18 protein-coding genes are annotated in these 18,398 nt (G+C 56.5%); 5 read left to right on the top strand and 13 right to left on the bottom strand.

Annotated elements, in window-relative coordinates:
• Nucleotides 1-9 precede the first annotated feature (9 nt).
• The 5 genes from AC3CHX_RS02650 to glnA all read right to left on the bottom strand — a co-directional run bounded on the left by AC3CHX_RS02650 (nt 10) and on the right by glnA (nt 5,813).
• The gene (locus AC3CHX_RS02650; protein ID WP_488642561.1) at nt 10-771 is read right to left on the bottom strand and encodes a metallophosphoesterase family protein; all 762 of its coding nucleotides are present in this window, start codon (nt 769-771) and stop codon (nt 10-12) included.
• An 80-nt stretch (nt 772-851) separates the two neighbouring features.
• Nucleotides 852-2,384 (bottom strand): nitrogen regulation protein NR(I), encoded by a 1,533-nt coding sequence (gene ntrC, locus AC3CHX_RS02645; protein WP_488642560.1) that lies wholly within the window; start codon nt 2,382-2,384, stop codon nt 852-854.
• Between the two features lie 87 nt (nt 2,385-2,471).
• The gene (glnL, locus tag AC3CHX_RS02640) at nt 2,472-3,554 is read right to left on the bottom strand and encodes a nitrogen regulation protein NR(II) (protein ID WP_488642559.1); all 1,083 of its coding nucleotides are present in this window, start codon (nt 3,552-3,554) and stop codon (nt 2,472-2,474) included.
• Nucleotides 3,555-3,734: 180 nt separating this feature from the next.
• On the bottom strand, nt 3,735-4,223 hold the full coding sequence (locus tag AC3CHX_RS02635) for a DUF4124 domain-containing protein (RefSeq protein WP_488642558.1): 489 nt from the start codon (nt 4,221-4,223) through the stop codon (nt 3,735-3,737).
• A gap of 174 nt (nt 4,224-4,397) precedes the next feature.
• The gene (gene glnA, locus AC3CHX_RS02630) at nt 4,398-5,813 is read right to left on the bottom strand and encodes a type I glutamate--ammonia ligase (protein ID WP_488642557.1); all 1,416 of its coding nucleotides are present in this window, start codon (nt 5,811-5,813) and stop codon (nt 4,398-4,400) included.
• A gap of 450 nt (nt 5,814-6,263) precedes the next feature.
• Here glnA and AC3CHX_RS02625 point away from each other — a divergent pair, with 450 nt between their 5' ends.
• Both AC3CHX_RS02625 and AC3CHX_RS02620 read left to right on the top strand, forming a co-directional pair.
• Nucleotides 6,264-6,728, top strand: coding sequence for a rhodanese-like domain-containing protein (locus AC3CHX_RS02625; RefSeq protein WP_488642556.1), 465 nt, complete (start codon nt 6,264-6,266; stop codon nt 6,726-6,728).
• 108 nt (nt 6,729-6,836) lie between these two features.
• Nucleotides 6,837-7,211 (top strand): hypothetical protein, encoded by a 375-nt coding sequence (locus AC3CHX_RS02620; RefSeq protein WP_488642555.1) that lies wholly within the window; start codon nt 6,837-6,839, stop codon nt 7,209-7,211.
• Between the two features lie 212 nt (nt 7,212-7,423).
• On the opposite strand, the gene AC3CHX_RS02615 is transcribed toward AC3CHX_RS02620, so the two are convergent.
• The 8 genes from AC3CHX_RS02615 to AC3CHX_RS02580 all read right to left on the bottom strand — a co-directional run bounded on the left by AC3CHX_RS02615 (nt 7,424) and on the right by AC3CHX_RS02580 (nt 15,506).
• Entirely contained in the window at nt 7,424-8,362 is a 939-nt protein-coding gene (locus AC3CHX_RS02615) for a delta(1)-pyrroline-2-carboxylate reductase family protein (protein WP_488642554.1), read from the bottom strand.
• A gap of 89 nt (nt 8,363-8,451) precedes the next feature.
• Nucleotides 8,452-9,462 carry a trans-3-hydroxy-L-proline dehydratase gene (gene lhpH, locus AC3CHX_RS02610; protein ID WP_488642553.1) on the bottom strand — a complete coding sequence of 337 codons (1,011 nt, stop codon included), beginning with the start codon at nt 9,460-9,462 and terminating at the stop codon, nt 8,452-8,454.
• Nucleotides 9,463-9,604: 142 nt separating this feature from the next.
• A complete protein-coding gene (locus tag AC3CHX_RS02605) occupies nt 9,605-10,732 on the bottom strand; it encodes a branched-chain amino acid ABC transporter substrate-binding protein (RefSeq protein ID WP_488642552.1) in 1,128 nt (375 codons plus the stop codon).
• A 264-nt stretch (nt 10,733-10,996) separates the two neighbouring features.
• A complete protein-coding gene (locus tag AC3CHX_RS02600) occupies nt 10,997-11,854 on the bottom strand; it encodes a transporter substrate-binding domain-containing protein (protein WP_488642551.1) in 858 nt (285 codons plus the stop codon).
• A gap of 8 nt (nt 11,855-11,862) precedes the next feature.
• On the bottom strand, nt 11,863-12,636 hold the full coding sequence (locus AC3CHX_RS02595) for an ABC transporter permease (protein ID WP_488642550.1): 774 nt from the start codon (nt 12,634-12,636) through the stop codon (nt 11,863-11,865).
• Entirely contained in the window at nt 12,636-13,586 is a 951-nt protein-coding gene (locus tag AC3CHX_RS02590; protein WP_488644704.1) for an ABC transporter substrate-binding protein, read from the bottom strand. Before AC3CHX_RS02590 ends, AC3CHX_RS02595 begins: the two co-directional genes overlap by 1 nt.
• Before the next feature lie 65 nt (nt 13,587-13,651).
• Nucleotides 13,652-14,425, bottom strand: coding sequence for an ABC transporter ATP-binding protein (locus AC3CHX_RS02585; RefSeq protein ID WP_488642549.1), 774 nt, complete (start codon nt 14,423-14,425; stop codon nt 13,652-13,654).
• Nucleotides 14,426-14,573: 148 nt separating this feature from the next.
• Nucleotides 14,574-15,506, bottom strand: coding sequence for an SDR family oxidoreductase (locus AC3CHX_RS02580; RefSeq protein WP_488642548.1), 933 nt, complete (start codon nt 15,504-15,506; stop codon nt 14,574-14,576).
• A gap of 12 nt (nt 15,507-15,518) precedes the next feature.
• Here AC3CHX_RS02580 and AC3CHX_RS02575 point away from each other — a divergent pair, with 12 nt between their 5' ends.
• The 3 genes from AC3CHX_RS02575 to AC3CHX_RS02565 are packed head-to-tail and all read left to right on the top strand — an operon-like array spanning nt 15,519 to nt 18,362.
• The gene (locus AC3CHX_RS02575; protein ID WP_488642547.1) at nt 15,519-16,544 is read left to right on the top strand and encodes a CDP-6-deoxy-delta-3,4-glucoseen reductase; all 1,026 of its coding nucleotides are present in this window, start codon (nt 15,519-15,521) and stop codon (nt 16,542-16,544) included.
• 56 nt (nt 16,545-16,600) lie between these two features.
• Nucleotides 16,601-17,821 (top strand): acetylornithine transaminase, encoded by a 1,221-nt coding sequence (locus AC3CHX_RS02570; protein ID WP_488642546.1) that lies wholly within the window; start codon nt 16,601-16,603, stop codon nt 17,819-17,821.
• On the top strand, nt 17,793-18,362 hold the full coding sequence (locus tag AC3CHX_RS02565) for a C40 family peptidase (RefSeq protein WP_488642545.1): 570 nt from the start codon (nt 17,793-17,795) through the stop codon (nt 18,360-18,362). The genes AC3CHX_RS02570 and AC3CHX_RS02565 overlap by 29 nt, the downstream gene beginning before the upstream one ends.
• The last annotated feature ends 36 nt before the right edge of the window (nt 18,363-18,398 follow it).

The raw sequence follows: 18,398 nt of genomic DNA, 5'->3' as shown, positions 1-18,398 counted from the left end.
CCGGCCTGATCATATCTGGATCACCAGATTGGGGTCGAACAATCGATTTTCCGGTACGCCTTCCCGGGCATATCCGCGTGGATTGCAGACGACACGTGTGTTTTGCACCCGATAATCGGACCTGTCATGCATATGGCCATGCACCCATAACGCCGGCGCCCAGGCCGCCAGCCTTTCTTCCATATCCGAGACAAAACACGGATTGAAGGGCGATCCTGCATATTTCGGATTGATGCTCGCGGTCGCCGGGGCATGGTGCGAGACAACCACGGTTGTGCCACTGAAAGCCTGCGCAAATTTTTGTTCCAGCCATGCGACGGACTGATCAAAAATCTGCCGCGAGATGAGCGGCGTAAACAGCGCATCGCTGCTGTCATTCAACCTGATCCTGCTGAAATCCCGCACGGTCTGGCTGGCCATCGTCATTGAGGCTTCACGTTCTTCGGCGTCAGGCAGCAAACGGAAATCTGTCCACAATGTGCACCCAAGGAAGCGCACACCGTTCAGACGCAACTCATCCCGTTCCAGAATATGTATGTTGCTGCTGGCCGCAAGTGCGCGCAAGGTCGCCAGCGTACCGCTCAGGCTGCCGCCGTAATACTCGTGATTGCCCGGCACATAGATGACCGGTACGCTGAACTGGCTTGCCCAGGCGATCGCCTGCTGTGGACGCGCGATGTCACCTGCCAGAATCACGACATCGCAAGCGCTGTGCGGGACTGCCATGTCGGCCACGGTAAGGTGCAAATCAGACAAGATAGCGAGGCGCATTGTTTACTTTACATAAATGATCACCGTCCTATTTTACTGGCGCCCGCCCGGTTCGGCGTATTCCCCCGCATTTCTCCCGATTAATCGTCTTTGGCGCCGGCGATCCCGAGTTCCTGAATCTTGCGCGTGATGGTGTTGCGGCCTATGCCCAGACGGACAGCAGCGTCGTTTTTACGACCGTGCGTATGTTTCAGCGCGATCTTGATGAGGGCGGATTCAAACTGTCGACCCAGCACATCCATCACATCGGTAGCGCCGCCGGTCAGCATCGCGGCGGCTTCGGCTTCAAGCAAGCTAATCCAGCTTTGACGCTCGGCGGAAGCCACCTCCGACAACTCGGCGCTACGGGAGTGTTCGTCGTGACCGGCTGCGGTCGCAGGTGCCGGGGAATTCTGATCGAAAGCAGGCAGCGACGCTGAAGGATGCACGCTGAGGGGCGCTTCAGCGCTCAGCGGTTCGTTTTCGGCCAGCAGTTCCTGCGGCAAATCCTTGATTTCCACCGTTTGACCGGGAGCCATCACGGTGATCCAGTTGCACAGGTTTTCCAGTTGCCGTACGTTGCCGGGCAAATCAAGATTGCTCATGAAGCGCATCGCGCTATCGGAGACACGCTTGCTTTCCACACCGAGTTGTTTGGCACTTTGTCCGAGGAAATGACGGGTCAGGATCGGGATATCTTCACGCCTTTCGCGCAGGCTTGGCAAACGCAGCCGAATCACGTTCAGGCGGTGATACAAATCTTCACGGAACAAACCTTCGCGTACCCGCGTTTCCAGATTCTGATGGGTGGCGGCAATCACCCGCACGTTGGCTTTCATTGACTGATGACCGCCGACACGATAGAAATGGCCATCCGACAAAACCCGTAACAGGCGCGTTTGCAGATCAAACGGCATGTCGCCGATTTCATCCAGAAACAGGGTGCCGCCTTCGGCTTGCTCGAAGCGGCCGCGCCGCGACGCCTGTGCGCCGGTAAACGCGCCACGCTCATGGCCGAACAATTCCGACTCCAGCAAATCCTTCGGAATAGCCGCCGTATTCAACGCGATAAAAGGCTGCGCTGCGCGTGGGCTGTGCTTGTGCAACGCGCGTGCGACCAGCTCTTTACCGGTGCCCGATTCGCCGGTGATCAGCACCGTCACATTCGATTGCGACAAACGGCCGATGGCACGAAATACGTCCTGCATCGCCGGTGCCTGACCGAGGATTTCCGGCGTGTCGGCAGAGGCCTGCTCCACATTCACTTCGCGCAAACTTTCATCCAGCGCACGACGAATCAGCTCGACCGCTTTATCCAGATCAAACGGTTTCGCCAGATATTCAAAGGCACCGCCCTGGAACGCCGCAACAGCTGAATCGAGATCCGAAAATGCGGTGATGATGATGACCGGCACACCCGGATGTTTGGCTTTGATGGTTTGCAGCAGTTCCAGTCCGGATGCACCCGGCATGCGGATATCCGAGACCAGCACCTGCGGCGTAGCGGATTGCAGCGCGTCCATCGCATCACGTGCGTTCGAAAAACTCTTGGTCACCAGATTTTCGCGCGCCAGGGCTTTTTCAAGCACCCATCGTATCGATTCGTCGTCGTCAACAATCCAGATTGGTTTCATATGTGTTCCCGGCTTCTAATAGTCTTGCAGTTGGCATCCTGTGGAGTGCTGATTACCGCTACGCGCCACCGATCCTGCGCGGCGCCATTAGGGTAGCGGTATCAACACCCTGAAATCGGTACATCCCGGCCGACTTTCGCATTCGATTACCCCCATGTGCTGTTGTACAAAGGTCTGTGCCAGCGTCAGTCCTAAACCGCTGCCGCCATCACGCCCTGACACCAGCGGATAAAAAATGCGTTCCTGAATGTCGGTCGGAATACCCGGTCCATTGTCGATGATATGCAAGTCTAGTGCCAGGCGGTAACGGACTTTGGCCAGCGTCACCTGGCGTACCACCCGGGTCTGAAATGTGAGATCGGCATCGCCGCTTTGTATCCTGTCGGCCAACGCCTGCGCGGCATTGTGGGCAATGTTGAGTATCGCCTGTATCAGTTGTTCCTTGTCGCCGCGAAACTGCGGAATCGACAGGTCGTAATCGCGCTTGATCGTCAGGCCGTGCGGGAATTCGGCCACGATCAGACTGCGCACGCGTTCGCATACTTCATGGATATCCACATCGCCGACGATGTGCGCCAGGCGGTGCGGTGCCAGCAGACGGTCCACCAGTGTCTGCAGGCGATCGGCTTCCTTGATAATGACCTGGGTGTATTCGCGCAGTTCTTTCAGCTGCCGCTCCGGTAGTTCAAGTTCCAGCAACTGCGCGGCGCCGCGAATGCCGCCGAGCGGATTTTTGATTTCATGGGCCAGATTGCGTATCAACTCCTTGTTGACCTGGCTCTGATCGAGCAATCGCTCTTCCCTCTCCAGCTTGAGCTGCTGGACGTTTTCACGCAGTTCAATCAGGACCGGTGTCGCCGGATTGTCGAGCGCGGTGGCAATCGTGTCGACCCATAGCGGTTCACGGCCGATGCGCTCCAGAATCAGATCCTGACGCAGGTCATCAAACTGATGCGCCAGCGCCTGCTGAAACACGGCAGCCAGCTGCTCCCCGTTTAAAAACAAATCTGTCAGCTTTTGCTGTGTCAGCGCTTTGATCGAACTCTCGAGCAGGTTTTCTGCCGCCGGATTGGCGTATACAACGCGCCCTTGCCGGTCCAGCAACAGGACCGCCGAGGCCAGCAGATCGAGTCCGTCCGTTGCTGTCAGTACAGCCACTTTGATTGGCATCCGAAAATCTCTTTACATGAAGTTGGCAGCCAGCACTACTTGCGACGTTGCGCTGCTATTTGGTGCAATCCGCTGCACGCTTACAGGCTTCTACAATAGTAGCCATAAAAAATAAAGGCCGCATACGCGGCCTTTTAGATAAGCAAAGTTAATACCAAGCGCTATTTTTGATCAAAATCATTATTTCAGATTCAACAGTTCCCGATTTAGTGCATCAATATTTTTTTGTGCACGCGCCAGGTCATCTTTCATCGATGCGACGCGGTCCTGATATTTGGCATAGTTGCGTTCATTGCCCAGACGTTCCGGCGCACCATTGTTGTACTCCTTTTCCAAGCCGACGAGCTTCTGTTGCTCCGACTTCAGTTCGTCCTGCAAAATCTGACGGCGGTCGTTGTCACGCGCCTTCTGTGTGCCGCCATCCACTTTAGGAAAATCCGATGGTGTCGCCGGTTGCGGCTTATTCGCAGACTCTGCCGGACGCGCCGGCGCGGTCACTGTCAACGCAGGCAAGTTGACCTTCTTGCAGCCCTTGGTATCTCCAGTATTTTTATATTCCTTGGTGCCGTGCTCGTCTATGCAAAGATAGACAGTGCTTTCCGCGTGGGCAGATCCGCTGCCTGCACTGATGGCGGCAACTATCAGAATTCCCGGAATGAGGCGCTTCATAGATTCTCTTCGCAATTCAATCAAAACGCTAGTTTATGCCAAACCCGTCGGTCATGACAAACCGGCAGGGTATTCTGTCGAAATCGGCAGCATCAATGGGTATTTCCGCTACAAAGCAAAAGGACAGGAAAAGTAAACTTTTCCTGTCCTTTTTTACAACTTAGCCTGTTTAGCTTATAGCGAGTAGTACATGTCGAATTCAATCGGGTGCGTCGCCATGCGGAAACGCTGTACTTCCTGCATCTTCAATTCCAGGTAAGCGTCGATCATGCTGTCGCTGAACACACCGCCGCGCGTCAGGAATTCGCGATCCTTGTCCAACGCTTCCAGCGCTTCTTCCAACGATGCGCAAACGGTTGGGATCAGCTTGTCTTCTTCTGGTGGCAGATGATACAGATCTTTCGATGCTGCTTCGCCTGGATGGATCTTGTTCTGGACGCCGTCCAGACCAGCCATCAGCAATGCCGAGAAACACAGGTACGGGTTCGCCAGTGGATCCGGGAAACGCGCTTCAACGCGACGGCCTTTCGGATTCGAAACGTGTGGAATACGGATCGAAGCGGAACGGTTACGTGCCGAGTACGCCAGCTTGACTGGTGCTTCGTAGCCAGGAACCAGACGCTTGTACGAGTTGGTGCCCGGGTTGGTGATCGCGTTCAGTGCTTTTGCATGCTTGATGATGCCGCCGATGTAGAACAGCGCGAATTCCGACAGACCGGCATAACCGTCGCCTGCGAACAGGTTCTTGCCATCTTTCCATACGGATTGGTGCACGTGCATGCCGGAACCGTTATCGCCAACGATAGGCTTAGGCATGAAAGTCGCTGTCTTACCGTAGGTATGCGCTACGTTCCAGACCACATACTTCAGGTTTTGGGTCCAGTCGGCGCGCTCTGTCAGCGTCGAAAATTTGGTGCCGATTTCATTTTGACCAGCGCCGGCCACTTCGTGGTGATGCACTTCAACCGGGATACCGAGCGATTCCAGGATCAGACACATTTCCGAACGCATGTCCTGGAAGCTGTCGACCGGTGGCACCGGGAAGTAACCGCCTTTGACAGTTGGACGGTGACCGGTGTTGCCGTTTGGAAGCTTGGCGCCTGTGCTCCACGATGCTTCTTCCGAACCGATCTTGACGAAGCTACCCGACATGTCGGCGCCCCAACGGACATCATCGAAAATAAAGAATTCCGGCTCTGGACCGAAGTAAGCGGTGTCGCCCAGGCCAGACGATTTCAGATACGCTTCAGCGCGCTTGGCGATCGAACGCGGGTCACGGTCGTAACCTTTGCCATCGGATGGCTCGATCACGTCACATTGCATGAACAATGTGGTTTCTTCCATGAACGGGTCGATGTTCGCGGTGTTTGGATCCGGCATCAGCAACATGTCTGACGCTTCGATACCCTTCCAGCCGGCAATTGAAGAACCATCAAAAGCATGACCGGACTCAAACTTGTCCATGTCAAAATGGGAAACAGGGACAGTTACGTGCTGCTCCTTGCCTTTGGTATCAGCAAAGCGAAAATCAACGAACTTCACTTCGTTGTCTTTCACCATCTTCAAGACTTCTGCGGCCGTCATTGCCATGTGAATCTCCTAATATCAGAAAGTACTGCGAATGTTGTAAATAAAATTGCAAATTTGTTTATAAATGCGGTGAGCCGCCGATTCAACCACTCAAGCGACGCCTGAGCCAGACATAAGCACACCAATACGGCAAGAATACGATACAGCTAGAATTCAACCGGGAATGATAGCAGAATCCATGCCACCATCCGTTTCCGCGCAGCTACTTATTCGTTGTCGCAATTTGTCAGTTTGTCGGCGTAATCAAGCACAATAGATCGTCATAGGTAGCGATCGGCAACTATTGCCCGCCCCATTTCGGGGCATACGAAAATTAAAGCACCAATATTGTGCGCATTCATGCGAAAAGACATGTTTTGCTCTTTATTGGTGCGCACGTGGCAAGTCGACATTTTCTAAGGCCTTTGTATAATTCATTCATCATCCCGACTATTGCATAGGAGACACAACATGAGTACTGCAGCCGACTTGCTGGAAATCGGCCGCGAACGCGGTCAAGCTGGAAAATTTCCCTACGCCGGGGCGCTGACACCGGCCGAGACGTACGCGTTACTGGAAGCCGATCCAGGCGCAATATTGGTGGATGTGCGAACCAATGCCGAACGCGACTGGGTTGGCAGGGTCGCGATTAATGACAGGCAGCACGCCGCGGTGCAATGGACACAATATCCGGGCGGCACGCCAAATCCGGATTTTCTTGGCCAGTTAGCCCAGATCGCAGAAAAAGGTACGACGTTGGTATTCCTGTGCCGCTCCGGTGTCCGCTCCCAACACGCTGCGAAGCTGGCAACCGAACATGGGTATACCAACAGCTTTAATATTCTGGAGGGATTCGAAGGCGACAAAGATGCCGCGGGGCATCGCAAGTCTGTCAGTGGCTGGTGCAAGGCAGGCCTGCCTTGGATAGGCGCTTGATCTGCAGCAACATGCACTGCAAGCGCAATGACTAATTGCAACAACGCCTGCTGTGCACACAGCAGGCGTTGTTGATTATTGCGTTAATCCGTCGCCGATGATGCCGGCATGCAAATCAACGCGCGTCCATTACTTTGCGGTCTTGGACATATCGCCGGACTTACCTCCGCTTCTGCTTCTAGCTTCTGCTTCTATTTACCTCCGCTTCTAGCGACCCGCGCTTTCACCAACGGATCATCGAAACGATTCATCATTGATTGGTCAGTGCCAGGAATCGGCACCATGTTGGTCGCTGGAGCTGGGGCTGGCATAGACGCGGCTGGAGCTGGAGCTGCGGCTGGAGCTGGAGCTGGCATAGCTGCGTCTGGCGCCATGCTTGGATCTGCGGCAGGTGCAGCAGTTTGCGCAACAGCGGCGCTGGCACAGGCGGCAATGGCGGAAGCCATCAATATATTGCGTAATTTCAGCATAAGAACTCCTTAAAAAATTTAAGCACCGCCCACTCAAAACTGGCGGCACCGGGCACGGAGAATCAAGAATCCGCGGTGGCAGGCAAATACGCCATGCGTATGCAAAACAGGCTCTCGATAGACCGCGTCTTAAAAAGGAAAGTTCAATGCTGAGTTGAAACACAACACGCAACACAAGGGCCATGCGAGGCATGGCTCCCGCCTTGGCGAAGTGATCTGCGGAGGCTATGGCGCAGGCTTTTCCGATGCCAGCGACGCTATCGCCACCCGTGCCGCAGCCAGATCCCAGGCCGCATGACCGACCGTTTTAAATACAGGCAACGGGTCGGTCTGGATCCACGGTTGCGCCAATACTTCAGGCAACTCGCGCACCGCAGACCAATCGACTTGCGCCTGCAACAAATCGCCCGCTTCGTGTTTGGCGCCGGCCAGATAATCCACTATCACTGTACGGGCATGCAGCAGTTGCGGTGGAAACTCCGCCATATCCGGTTTGAATGCGCCGACGCCGATGGCCAAGGTATCTGCGGCAACGTGCACCGGTATCACCGCTCTGCGCGATGTCGTCAAGGCGATCACGACATCCGTCGTTGGCAAAGCGCCGTCCAGTGTTTGGGCGGCAATCGGCTGTACTGTGAGCTGCGGATAACGTTGCCGTAACGCATCACAAAATGCCTGCGTTTTATCCGGATCGCGCGCCGCAACCCAGAACTTGCTGACGCCAAAATAATCCACCAGGGCCTCCGCATGCGCCGCCGCTTGCACGCCGGTGCCGATCAACAATACCGATACAGGCTTGCGCGGCAACAACGTCTGTATACCCAGCAAAGTCACTGCCGCCGTGCGGCGCGCCGACACCATCGGACCGTCGAGCAGCGCCAGACGCCGGCCGGTGCCGGTTTCAAACACCACCACTTCGCCCTGAATTGCCGGCAGCTGGTGCGCGGCATTGTTCGCGTGAACGGTGATCAGCTTGGTGACACTCACATCGGCGCTGATCGCCGGCATGCATAACAGCACGCTGGCCTTGTCGATCTCCACCACCATCCGTTCCGGCGCATTGATCCGGCCCTCGCGCAATTGCCTTGCGGCCAGCGCAATCGCCGGGACCAGTGCCGAATAGGGCAGCGCTGCTGCGGTTTGTTGCGGGCTTAGGATATGCATAGTGTAACTCTGGCTCTGAAGCTGGTTTGATGGGGATGCATGCAAAGTGGGCGGACAACGCTGCGTTCATCCGCCCTGCTTTATCTGGATCAACGCAAGAAGAATCCCTCTGGAAACGGGTCGGCATCCTCCAACACCCATTGATTGAAACCCATGATGTGCGCAGTCCCGGTGACTTCGGTAATCGCGGCATCGAAATCGCCGACCTTGGTGGTGCCTACTACCCGCACGCTAAAGCGACTGCCGACGATACTTTCGTTGACCAGCGGCTGATTCAGGGCCAGTCTGTCTCTGAAAAACAATTGCGCAGCGCGACCGGAAGTGCCGGTACCGGTTGGTGAGCGGTCTACTTCACGATCGGCAAAAATACATACGTTGGCCTGATCTGCACCGGGATGGTTCGGGGCGCCGTCGACGATCGTGCCATACAGCGTATTCAGTCCCGCTTCAAGCGGATGCTGGATGCTGACCTTGGCTTTTACGGCCGCCTTGGTTTCCGCACCGAGCTGAATCAGCGTGCGCACTTGTTCCGGTTTGACCTGGACCCCGGCCTGGTCGGCGTTGATGTAGTAATAGAAAGCGCCACCGAACACGATGTCGCCGGTGATTTTGCCAAAACTCGGCGTCTCGACTTCGACATCGCGTTGATAGATGAATGCGGGAACGTTGCGGAAAGTCACGTTGCCAACACGCGTGCCATCCCATTCGACCTGTGCTTCGATAAAGCCGGCCGGCGTATCGAAACCGATCCGGGTCAGCGGTATGCTGCGCTCGACATGGTTCAGTTCGACCAGTACTTTACCCAGCGCGATAATGCCGTGCCCGCACATGTCGCTGTAACCTTCGTTGTGGATGAAGATCACGCCGAAGTCGGCCTCCGGCGTGACCGCAGGCAGCAAATACGCGCCATACATATCGGCGTGGCCGCGTGGCTCATTCATCAGAAATTGACGCACATCGTCACGCTGCTGTTGCAGCCATGAACGGCGTTCAAGTATGGTCTTTCCCGGCACCGGCGGCAGTCCGGAAATCACGATGCGCAATGGCTCGCCGCCGGTGTGCGCATCGACCGTTTGGATGGTCCGTGTGTAGCTCAACATAGTGATGTTCTCTTGAAAAAAACGCGTCAAATTTTCTGCGAAATGGAATATATCAAATGAAAATGTCGTCCCCGTAACAACGGCGACGACATTTTTAATTACCCGGCCAACACCAATCCCGGTGTCGCCACATCACCATGGATCAGTAGCTGGTCAGCGCAACCGGCACGCCACCCTTGAAGCGGAATACTGTCACCGGCGATTGTTTCAGATCATGATTGGCGTCAAACTCATAATCGCCTGTAACGCCTTTGTATTTAATCTTGGCCAGTGCCGCAACATATTGCTTCGGCTCAACGGAATTGGCCGCCTTCATCGCCTGTGCCACCACCATCATGCCGTCGTAAAACGACGCTGCGTAGGTTTCAGCCGGACGATTGAAGCGCTTCTGATATTCAGCTGCGAATGCCTTGCCGCTGGCCAGCTTGTCGAGCATCGCGCCACCTTGGGTGCAATACACTTGTTCGCCAATGGCATCGCCGCCGAGTTTCCCCATTTCCGGCGAGCAAATACCGTCACCGCCGAGCAACAAGGCGTTCACACCCAATTGCTTCATCTGACGTGTCATTGGACCGCCTTGTGGCGAGTAGCCGCCGTAGAAAATCGCGTCCGGCTTTTTCGCTTTGATCGAGGTCAGGATAGCGGTGAAATCAGTCGCTTTGTCGTTCGTGAAATCGTTGCCGACAACGGTGATGCCGTTGGCTTTGGCGACTTTCGAAAACTCTTCCGCCACACCCTGGCCGTAGGCAGTGCGATCATCGATAATCGAGACTTTCTTGAGTTTCAGTTCCTTGGCTGCGTACAGCGCCATCTTGCCGCCGAGCTGGCTATCGCTGGCGGCGACGCGGAACACGTTGGTGAAACCTTGCAGGGTGACTTTTGGATTCGACGCGACCGTTGCCATCACGATGCCGCCTTCGTTGTAGACGCGCGATGCCGGGATAGTGACGCCGGAGTTATACGGTCCGATGATGGCCTTGACGTGCATATCGACCAGTTTCTGGGCGACGCCGACACCCGAACGCGGATCTGCCTGGTCGTCTTCCATCACGGCTTCAAATTTGATCTTTTTGCCGCCGATCACCATGCCCTGGCTGTTCAACTTGTCGATTGCCATCTGCAAACCGCCTTGATTGTCCACGCCCGCGTTTGCCTGCGGGCCTGTCAGCGGGCTGCTGAAACCGATCTGTACCACTTGTGTCTCCTGCGCCATGGCAAGCGCCGGGAGCGCTGCCAACATCACCATCATAAGTTTGGTCCGTGCGTACATGGCGTTTCCTTTCGTCTGTCTTTGTATAGTTGATTTTTATGATTTCCGCATGCAACCGGGGAAGATGCATAGCGCGTACGTCCTCTTACAGAGCGCAATCCTAGCAGGGTAGCCGCCGCATTAAATTTTTTTGTATGGCAACTTTTCCATAGATTCGATGGTGAATTAAGCAAGTTTATAGTGAATTATCGGGGGAAATAGCGCGCTGCGAGCGACAAAAACAGCGGTACGCCGCCGGCCCGGCGCGCCGCTTTTGGAGGAAAATCAATGGCAGTCCGGTACGTTCTGGTCCAGGTACACTTCAAAAGCGACTGCGCTGACCCATTTCTTGCGCGCTGCCGGCCAGTAGCCATTCGCGAACCATTCGCGCATCAGGCCGGAAACAGCAAGATGCAAGGCGCCGTCAGCCGGACGTAGCGCAAATACCAGCCTGGTCGTGGCGCCCGTCAACGGCAAGCTGGCTGAATACTTTTTCCACTCGGGCAGTTTCAGCATCGCGTCGAGTACTGCGTCATCATGTACGGTGGCGTCGCAGCTGCCGACTCTGAGCGCCAGCAGTGCGTCGGCGGGTGCTTTCACCACTTTCTCGAACGCGCCGTAGAGCGCATGCATGCTGCCGACATAAGGGCTGCCTTCCGATACGCAGACACTGCGCCCCCTGAGTTGCGACCACTGTTTGATATCGGTGTCGCTGCGCATGATTAACCTGGGCTGGGCCTGATAGCCTGTCGTCACCAATGTTGCAGTGCTGCGCAGGCCGGCAGCCCCGGCATCCGAGATCCTCAGCAACAACACATCGACTTTGCCGCCTGTCAGTAGCCGGGCCCGATTTTGCGGCGTGACGCGCAGCATCGAGACGCGCACATCAAGACGCCGGGCCAGCGCTTCAGCGGCGCCGGCATCGAAATTCTCCGGAGTGCGGTACTTCCCGCCGGCGCTATAGGCCGGCACCACGTAGTCGACGCCGACCACCAGTTTTCCGCGCTGCCTGATGTGCTCCAGGGTATCGGCGGCGTGCGCCGACTGCGCCATGACAATGGCCGCCATCGATAGCCATGCGAGCCGCCGTACCAACAAGGCAGGCAGGCGCAACATGCGCAATATCGGCGAGCGGATTTTCATCTTGAAAGTTATACGTACTGATAGCGCAGCAAGCGATGCTTCAGGTTTTCCAGAATGAACTGATCGATCAGCGCAGCCAGAATCGCGATCACCAGGATATTCGTCATCACGCCCACCATGTCGGCGGTTTCACCTGAATACGCCAGTGTGCGCCCCAGGCCTTTGCCGAAACCGATCAGCATTTCAGCCGAAATCAGCGCCCGCCAGGCATTCCCGAAAGCCAGTTGCGCGCCGGTGATCAGCTCGGGCATAACTGCTGGCAGATACACCCGCTTGAGCATATCCCAACGGCCGGCTCCCATCACCCGCGCGGCTGAGACGTGAACTTGCTGCACGCTTTCGGTGGCGTTCATCACACTCAAGGCGGCCGGGAAAAAGGCGGCCATCGCCACCACCACGATAATCGGCAAATTGCCGAAACCCATCAGGATCAGGAACAACGGCACCCAGGCAATCGACGGGATCGACTGCAAAATGATGATCGCCGACTTCAACACTGCGCGAAAGAAAAACATTACCGCGCCGATCAGACCGAAGCCAATCCCGAACAGCAACGCAGCGGCATAACCGGCGCCCAGCCGGGTCAGGCTGCCCCATAGCGCGCTACGGAATTCAGGCGCCTGGATTTCTTGCCACAGGCGCTGCGACACCGGCACGACGCCCGGCATCAAAAAGTCCGGCAACGACCACGCCGCGATTTGCCAGCCAAACAAAATCAACACAATCGCCAGCACCATCGCCAGCTTTTTACGATAACCGGCAACACGCATCGGAGCACTCATTACAGCTTGCGTGCTTTCTGCCAATCCAGATCGACAATCCCCTTCACGTTGAACGGTTTGCCGTCTCTGGTTTTCAGCGACCCCTGGTCTTGCAGAATATTCGCCAGTTCCTGCATGCGCGACAATTCCTTGGGCGTCAAGGCCGCGTTAAAGGTCTGGGTTTTAATCGCGTCGGTAATGACTTTGTCGCGCGGCAAGTCGCCGTGTTTCAGGGTTTTCAGGGTGGGCTCTGCAATAAAGTAAGCGGAGATCAGCTTCGATGCCGCAGCCGGATCCTGGCTCAGCAAATTGATCGCATCGCGTTGCGCATCCAGCGATTTCCAGATGTCGTCGCGGCGCTTGGCCAGCGTTGCACCGGAGGTAATCACGACCATGCAAGGGAAGGGCCAGACTGCGCCGACTTCATAGATCTGCCTGACCGGCGCTACCAGTTTGGCAATGCTGGCTTGCGGCTCGAACAGGAATGCCGCGTCGACGCGTTTGCCAACCAGCGACTGCACCGCCACTTGCGGGCTGACGCCGATGATGTTGATGTCGTCCGCTTTCAGACCGGCGCCTTTCAGCGTGACGCCTTTCAGGACGGTGTCCGCGGTGCTGCCTTCAGCCTGCGACGCCAGGGTCTTGCCTTTCAGGCCGGCCACGTCCTTGATGCCGCTGTCGTCACGCACGACCAGCGCGTGGTAACCGTGCTGGGCGCCGGCGACGACCTTCAGGTCCGCGCCTTTTGACGCCCATGCGACCGCATTGGTGAAGCCCAGCACGCCGCTATCCATTTGGCCGCCGAGGATCGCCTTGATCAGATCGGTGCCGGATTTGAATTCAACCAACTCCACATCCAAACCGTGTTTTTTGTAAAATCCGCCTTCGAATGCCGCAATCGCCTGGGCGTCGTCCATCACGCGCAAATAACCGATCCTGAACTTGTCGGCGGCAGTTGCCTGACTCGCCATCGTCAGCGCCGATAGCACCAATAGCGCCGGGATCAACAACCGTTTTTTAAAATGTGCATGGATACTCATACGCCAACTCCTTCAAGGGTTTTTGCCAATGCGTCCTGATCGGCATGAATGCCAAGCAAACGTAATATTTCGCGCCGCACTGCCGAAAATTCAGACAGATCGTGGCTCTTTTCGTGATGGGTCAGATTGAATTCACGCAGCACCTTGGCCGGGCGCGGACTGAACACCAGAATCCGGTCTGCCAGAAACAGGGCCTCGTCAACGTCATGCGTCACCAGCAACACGGTCGGACGGTCGGCCCGGATCAACTGGCGTAGCGCATCCTGCAAAGTCATCCGGGTCAAGGCATCGAGCGCGCCAAAAGGTTCGTCCAGCAACAACGCCTGCGGTTTGGTAATAAATGCGCGTGCCAGCGCCGCGCGTTGCCGCATGCCGCCGGATACCTGATGCGGGTAATACGCTTCGAAACCTTGCAAATTAACCTTGGCCAGCCAGTCCCGCGCTTGCGTGCAGGCTTGCGCCTTGCCGATTTTTTGCAGTTCCAGGGCCAGGGCGACATTGGCCTCCAGCGTCAGCCACGGATATAACGCGTTTTCCTGAAACATCAACATCCGTTCAGGATGCGGACCGCTGATTTTTTTACCGTCGGCCAGGACGCTGCCGCTGCTGGCCTCGGCCAGGCCGGCTACGAGGTGCAACAAGGTCGATTTACCGCAGCCGGATGGACCGACCAGTGCGACCAGTTCGCCATCGTCGATATCGCAACTGAAATCGTCGACGACGGCCAGGCCGGAGAATTGTTTGTGAATACGATCAAAAGATAACTTCATTGGGGATCAACGATGGTTTGCGCGGCAGGAAACGGGAGCTATTTTATTTCATTTTCGGCATGTCGAAGGCGCTTATCGATGCGAGTCTGCCGCATTTTGGCCGTCAACAGGACGGAGCACAGCGCGCATCCGCCCTCCTTCGGCGCACCTAATCATGCAGGCCGCGACCTGCATCGGCGGCCATCTGCACCAGCGCCATGCGCACATCCGGATAACGCAGACGCACGCCCAACTCGGCCTTGATGCGCCGGTTTTGCAAGCGCCGCGATTCCGACATGAATGACAGCAGCATCGGCGACACCTGCTGCGCCAATTGCGCGCGCGGCAGACGCGGTGCTGCCGACAGACCATACGCAGCGGCTACCGCATCGAAATAGGCCGCCATCTTCATCTCAGAATCGTCGACCGCGTGATACACCCGCGATGGCGCCGCCCTGAAAATCGCCGAGAAAATAATCTGCGCCAGATCATCGGCATGAATATGGTTGGTGTAGACGTCGTCTTCGGCAAGCAAGGCCGGAGTGCCTTTTTTCAGGCGTTCGATTGGCAAGCGATCGGCGGCGTAAATCCCGGGCACGCGCAGGATCGCCAGGCGACCCGAGCGCCGCTTGGCCCATGCGCGCAAGACTTGCTCGGCGTCGACCCGACGCCGGGCGCGCGGATTATTTGGTTTGACCGTTTGCGTCTCGTCGATAGAGCGTCCGTCGCAATCGCCATACACGCCACTGGTACTGATATAAACAAGCGTCGCCCGCTCGGGTAAAATGGCGGCCAGATTGCGGGTGCGCTGATCTTTGCTGCCAGCCGATTGCGGCGGTGCCAGATGCACGACAATTGCTGCCAACCGGCTCAAACGCGCCAAAGTGTGGGGTTGGTCGAGGTCGGCCAGCACCGGATGCGCGCCGGCGGCACGCAATTCGGCGCAACGGGCGGCCTGGCTGGTGACGGCAAATACCCGATAACGCTGTTGCAATAGCGGCAACAAGCGCATGCCAACGTCGCCGCACCCGAGTATCAGCAAGCGCGGCTTGCCAAATTTAGGCGTCGTTTTCGCCACCGTATTTTGTATTAATTTTTTCATAGTCAGGATTGTATGAGTTTCCAGGTAACTGTTCAGCCGAGTGGTCGGCAATTCACTTGTGACGAAGGCGAAACCATTCTGAACGCGGCGATTCGTGCCGGCGTCGGTTTGCCTTACGGTTGCAAAAACGGCGCATGCAGCTCGTGCAAAGGCAAGCTGATTGCCGGCAGCGTCACCCACGGCACCCATCAGGAAAAAGCCTTGCCGGTAAAGGAAGAAGAACTGGGCTTTTCGCTGTTCTGCTGCGCCACACCGCATTCCGACATTACCATCGAAGCACGCGAAGTGGCTGGCGTCGGCGAATTCCCGATCCGCAAAATGCCAAGCCGCGTCGCCAAAATTGAAAAAGTCGCCGACGACGTGGTCGTGCTGTCGCTGCAATTACCCGCCAATGAGCGGCTGCAGTATCTGGCCGGCCAGTACCTCGAATTCATGCTGCGCGACGGCAAACGCCGCAGTTATAGCATGGCCAACGCGCCGCACACAGACCAGCAGATCACGCTGCACATTCGTCACATGCCCGGCGGCCTGTTCACCGACCAGGTGTTTGGCACACTCAAGGAGCGCGATATTTTGCGCTTTGAGGGTCCGCTTGGCACCTTCTTCCTGCGCGAAGATTCGGAAAAGCCGATGATCTTGCTGGCATCCGGGACCGGCTTCGCGCCGATCAAGGCCATCATCGAGCAAATGATTCACAACGAATCCGCACGCCCGATGACACTGTATTGGGGCGGTCGCCGTCCGCAGGATCTTTACATGCACGCTTTATGCGAAGAATGGGCAGGCAGCGTACCGAACTTTACTTATGTTCCGGTGATCTCGGACGCGCAAGAGGAAGATCGCTGGAGCGGCCGCAGCGGTTTTGTACATCAGGCCGTGATGGCCGATTTCGCGGATCTGTCCGGCCATCAGGTGTATGCCTGCGGTGCGCCGATCGTCGTCGAGTCGGCGCAACGCGACTTTGTCGCATCGTGCAAATTGCCGGCGGAAGAGTTTTATGCGGATTCGTTTACGTCAGAAGCGGATCTGCCCCACTAATATTGAAGACAATGACAACTTTCAGCGCCGCCTTAGCGCCTTACCGGAGCCCGACCATGGAATTCAACCAGTTTGCCGTCAACGATTTAATGACCATCACCAACCGCCCGCCGCTGGTATTCACCGAAGGCAGCGGCATGTGGATGACCGATCACAATGGCAAGCGCTATCTGGACTACCTGCAAGGCTGGGCGGTCAATGCGCTTGGCCACTCGCCGCAATGCATACAAGATGCGCTGGTCGAGCAATCGAAAAAAATCCTCAATCCGTCACCGGCCTTTTACAACGCGCCGTCGATCGAACTGGCGTCGCTGCTGACAGCCAACTCCTGTTTCGATCGCGTATTTTTTGCCAACAGCGGCGCGGAAGCCAACGAAGGCGCGATCAAGCTGGCGCGTAAATGGGGCAAAAAGAATCCTGACAAAGACGGCCACAGCCGCTTTGAAATCATTACGTTCAACCATAGCTTCCACGGCCGCACCCTGGCGACCATGTCGGCCAGCGGCAAACCGGGCTGGGACACCCTCTTCGCCCCGCAAGTGCCGGGTTTCCCGAAAGCGGAACTGAACGATCTGGCCAGCGTCGTGCGTTTGATTAATAACAGTACCGTAGCCGTCATGCTGGAGCCGGTGCAAGGCGAAGGTGGCGTCGTCCCGGCTACCGCTGAATTCATGCAAGGCCTGCGCGCATTAACCGAGCAACACGGCTTGCTGCTGATCGTTGACGAAGTCCAGACCGGCATGGGGCGCACCGGCGAATTGTTCGCCTACCAGTTGTCGAATATTGCACCGGACATCATGACCCTCGGCAAAGGTATCGGCGGCGGTGTGCCATTAGCGGCTTTGCTGGCACGCGAGGAAGTCGCCTGTTTTGAAGCCGGCGATCAGGGCGGCACCTATAACGGGAATCCACTGATGACTGCCGTCGGCAGCGCGGTCCTGAAGACTTTGCTGGCGCCAGGCTTTATGCAGTCGGTCAAGGATAAAGGCGCCTACCTCAGCACCGCATTGCTCAAGCTGTGCGAGAAGCATGGCCTGAAAGGTGAACGCGGCGAAGGCTTGTTGCGCGCACTCAAACTGGGGAAAGATATCGGTCCGCAAATCGTCGATATCGCGCGCGACATGAACCCGGTCGGTTTATTGCTGAACTCGCCGCGTCCTAATTTACTGCGCTTCATGCCTGCGCTGAATGTCACGATCGAAGAAATCGATCAGATGATCGCTATGCTGTCGGACGTACTGGATCAGATTGAAAAACAAAACCGCCAAGCTCAATGATGCAGAAATACCGCGGAATTTCCTGGGGTTGCGTATGACGGTCAGGACATTTTTCATCTGTTGCTGCGCACTGCTGCTGGCCGCTTGCGGCAGCGGCGGCGATAACATCCGTAAAACGCCGGCTGGCGGCAGCATCTACATGAACTCGCATGTCCCACCGAGCGAAACAGGGAATGACATTGTCATTTACTCGCTCGGACTGATCGATACGAATTACCGTTTCGGCGGCAAGAATCCTGAGGCGGGGCTGGATTGCAGCGGCATGGTGAGTTATGTCTACAAACAGGCTGCCGGACTGACTATCACGGGGAATGCCGCCACCATCGCCCGCCAGGGCCGGGAAGTTCCCAAAAGTGAATTGCGCCCGGGCGACCTGGTGTTCTTCAATACGTTGAACCGGCCGTTATCGCATGTCGGGATTTACATCGGCGATGGCCGTTTCATCAATGCGCCATCCACCAATGGCAAGGTCAGAATTGATAGTCTTGACGCGAAATACTACGCACAGCGTTTTGAATCGGTGCGGCGGTATTTCGATTAAGGGCTGCTCCCACAAGCGCAGCCATGAAAAAAAACG

The organism is Glaciimonas sp. OK215 (genome assembly GCF_057787885.1).
The sequence above is the reverse complement of the archived record's forward strand: the minus strand, read 5'-3'. Positions and strand labels throughout refer to the sequence as shown.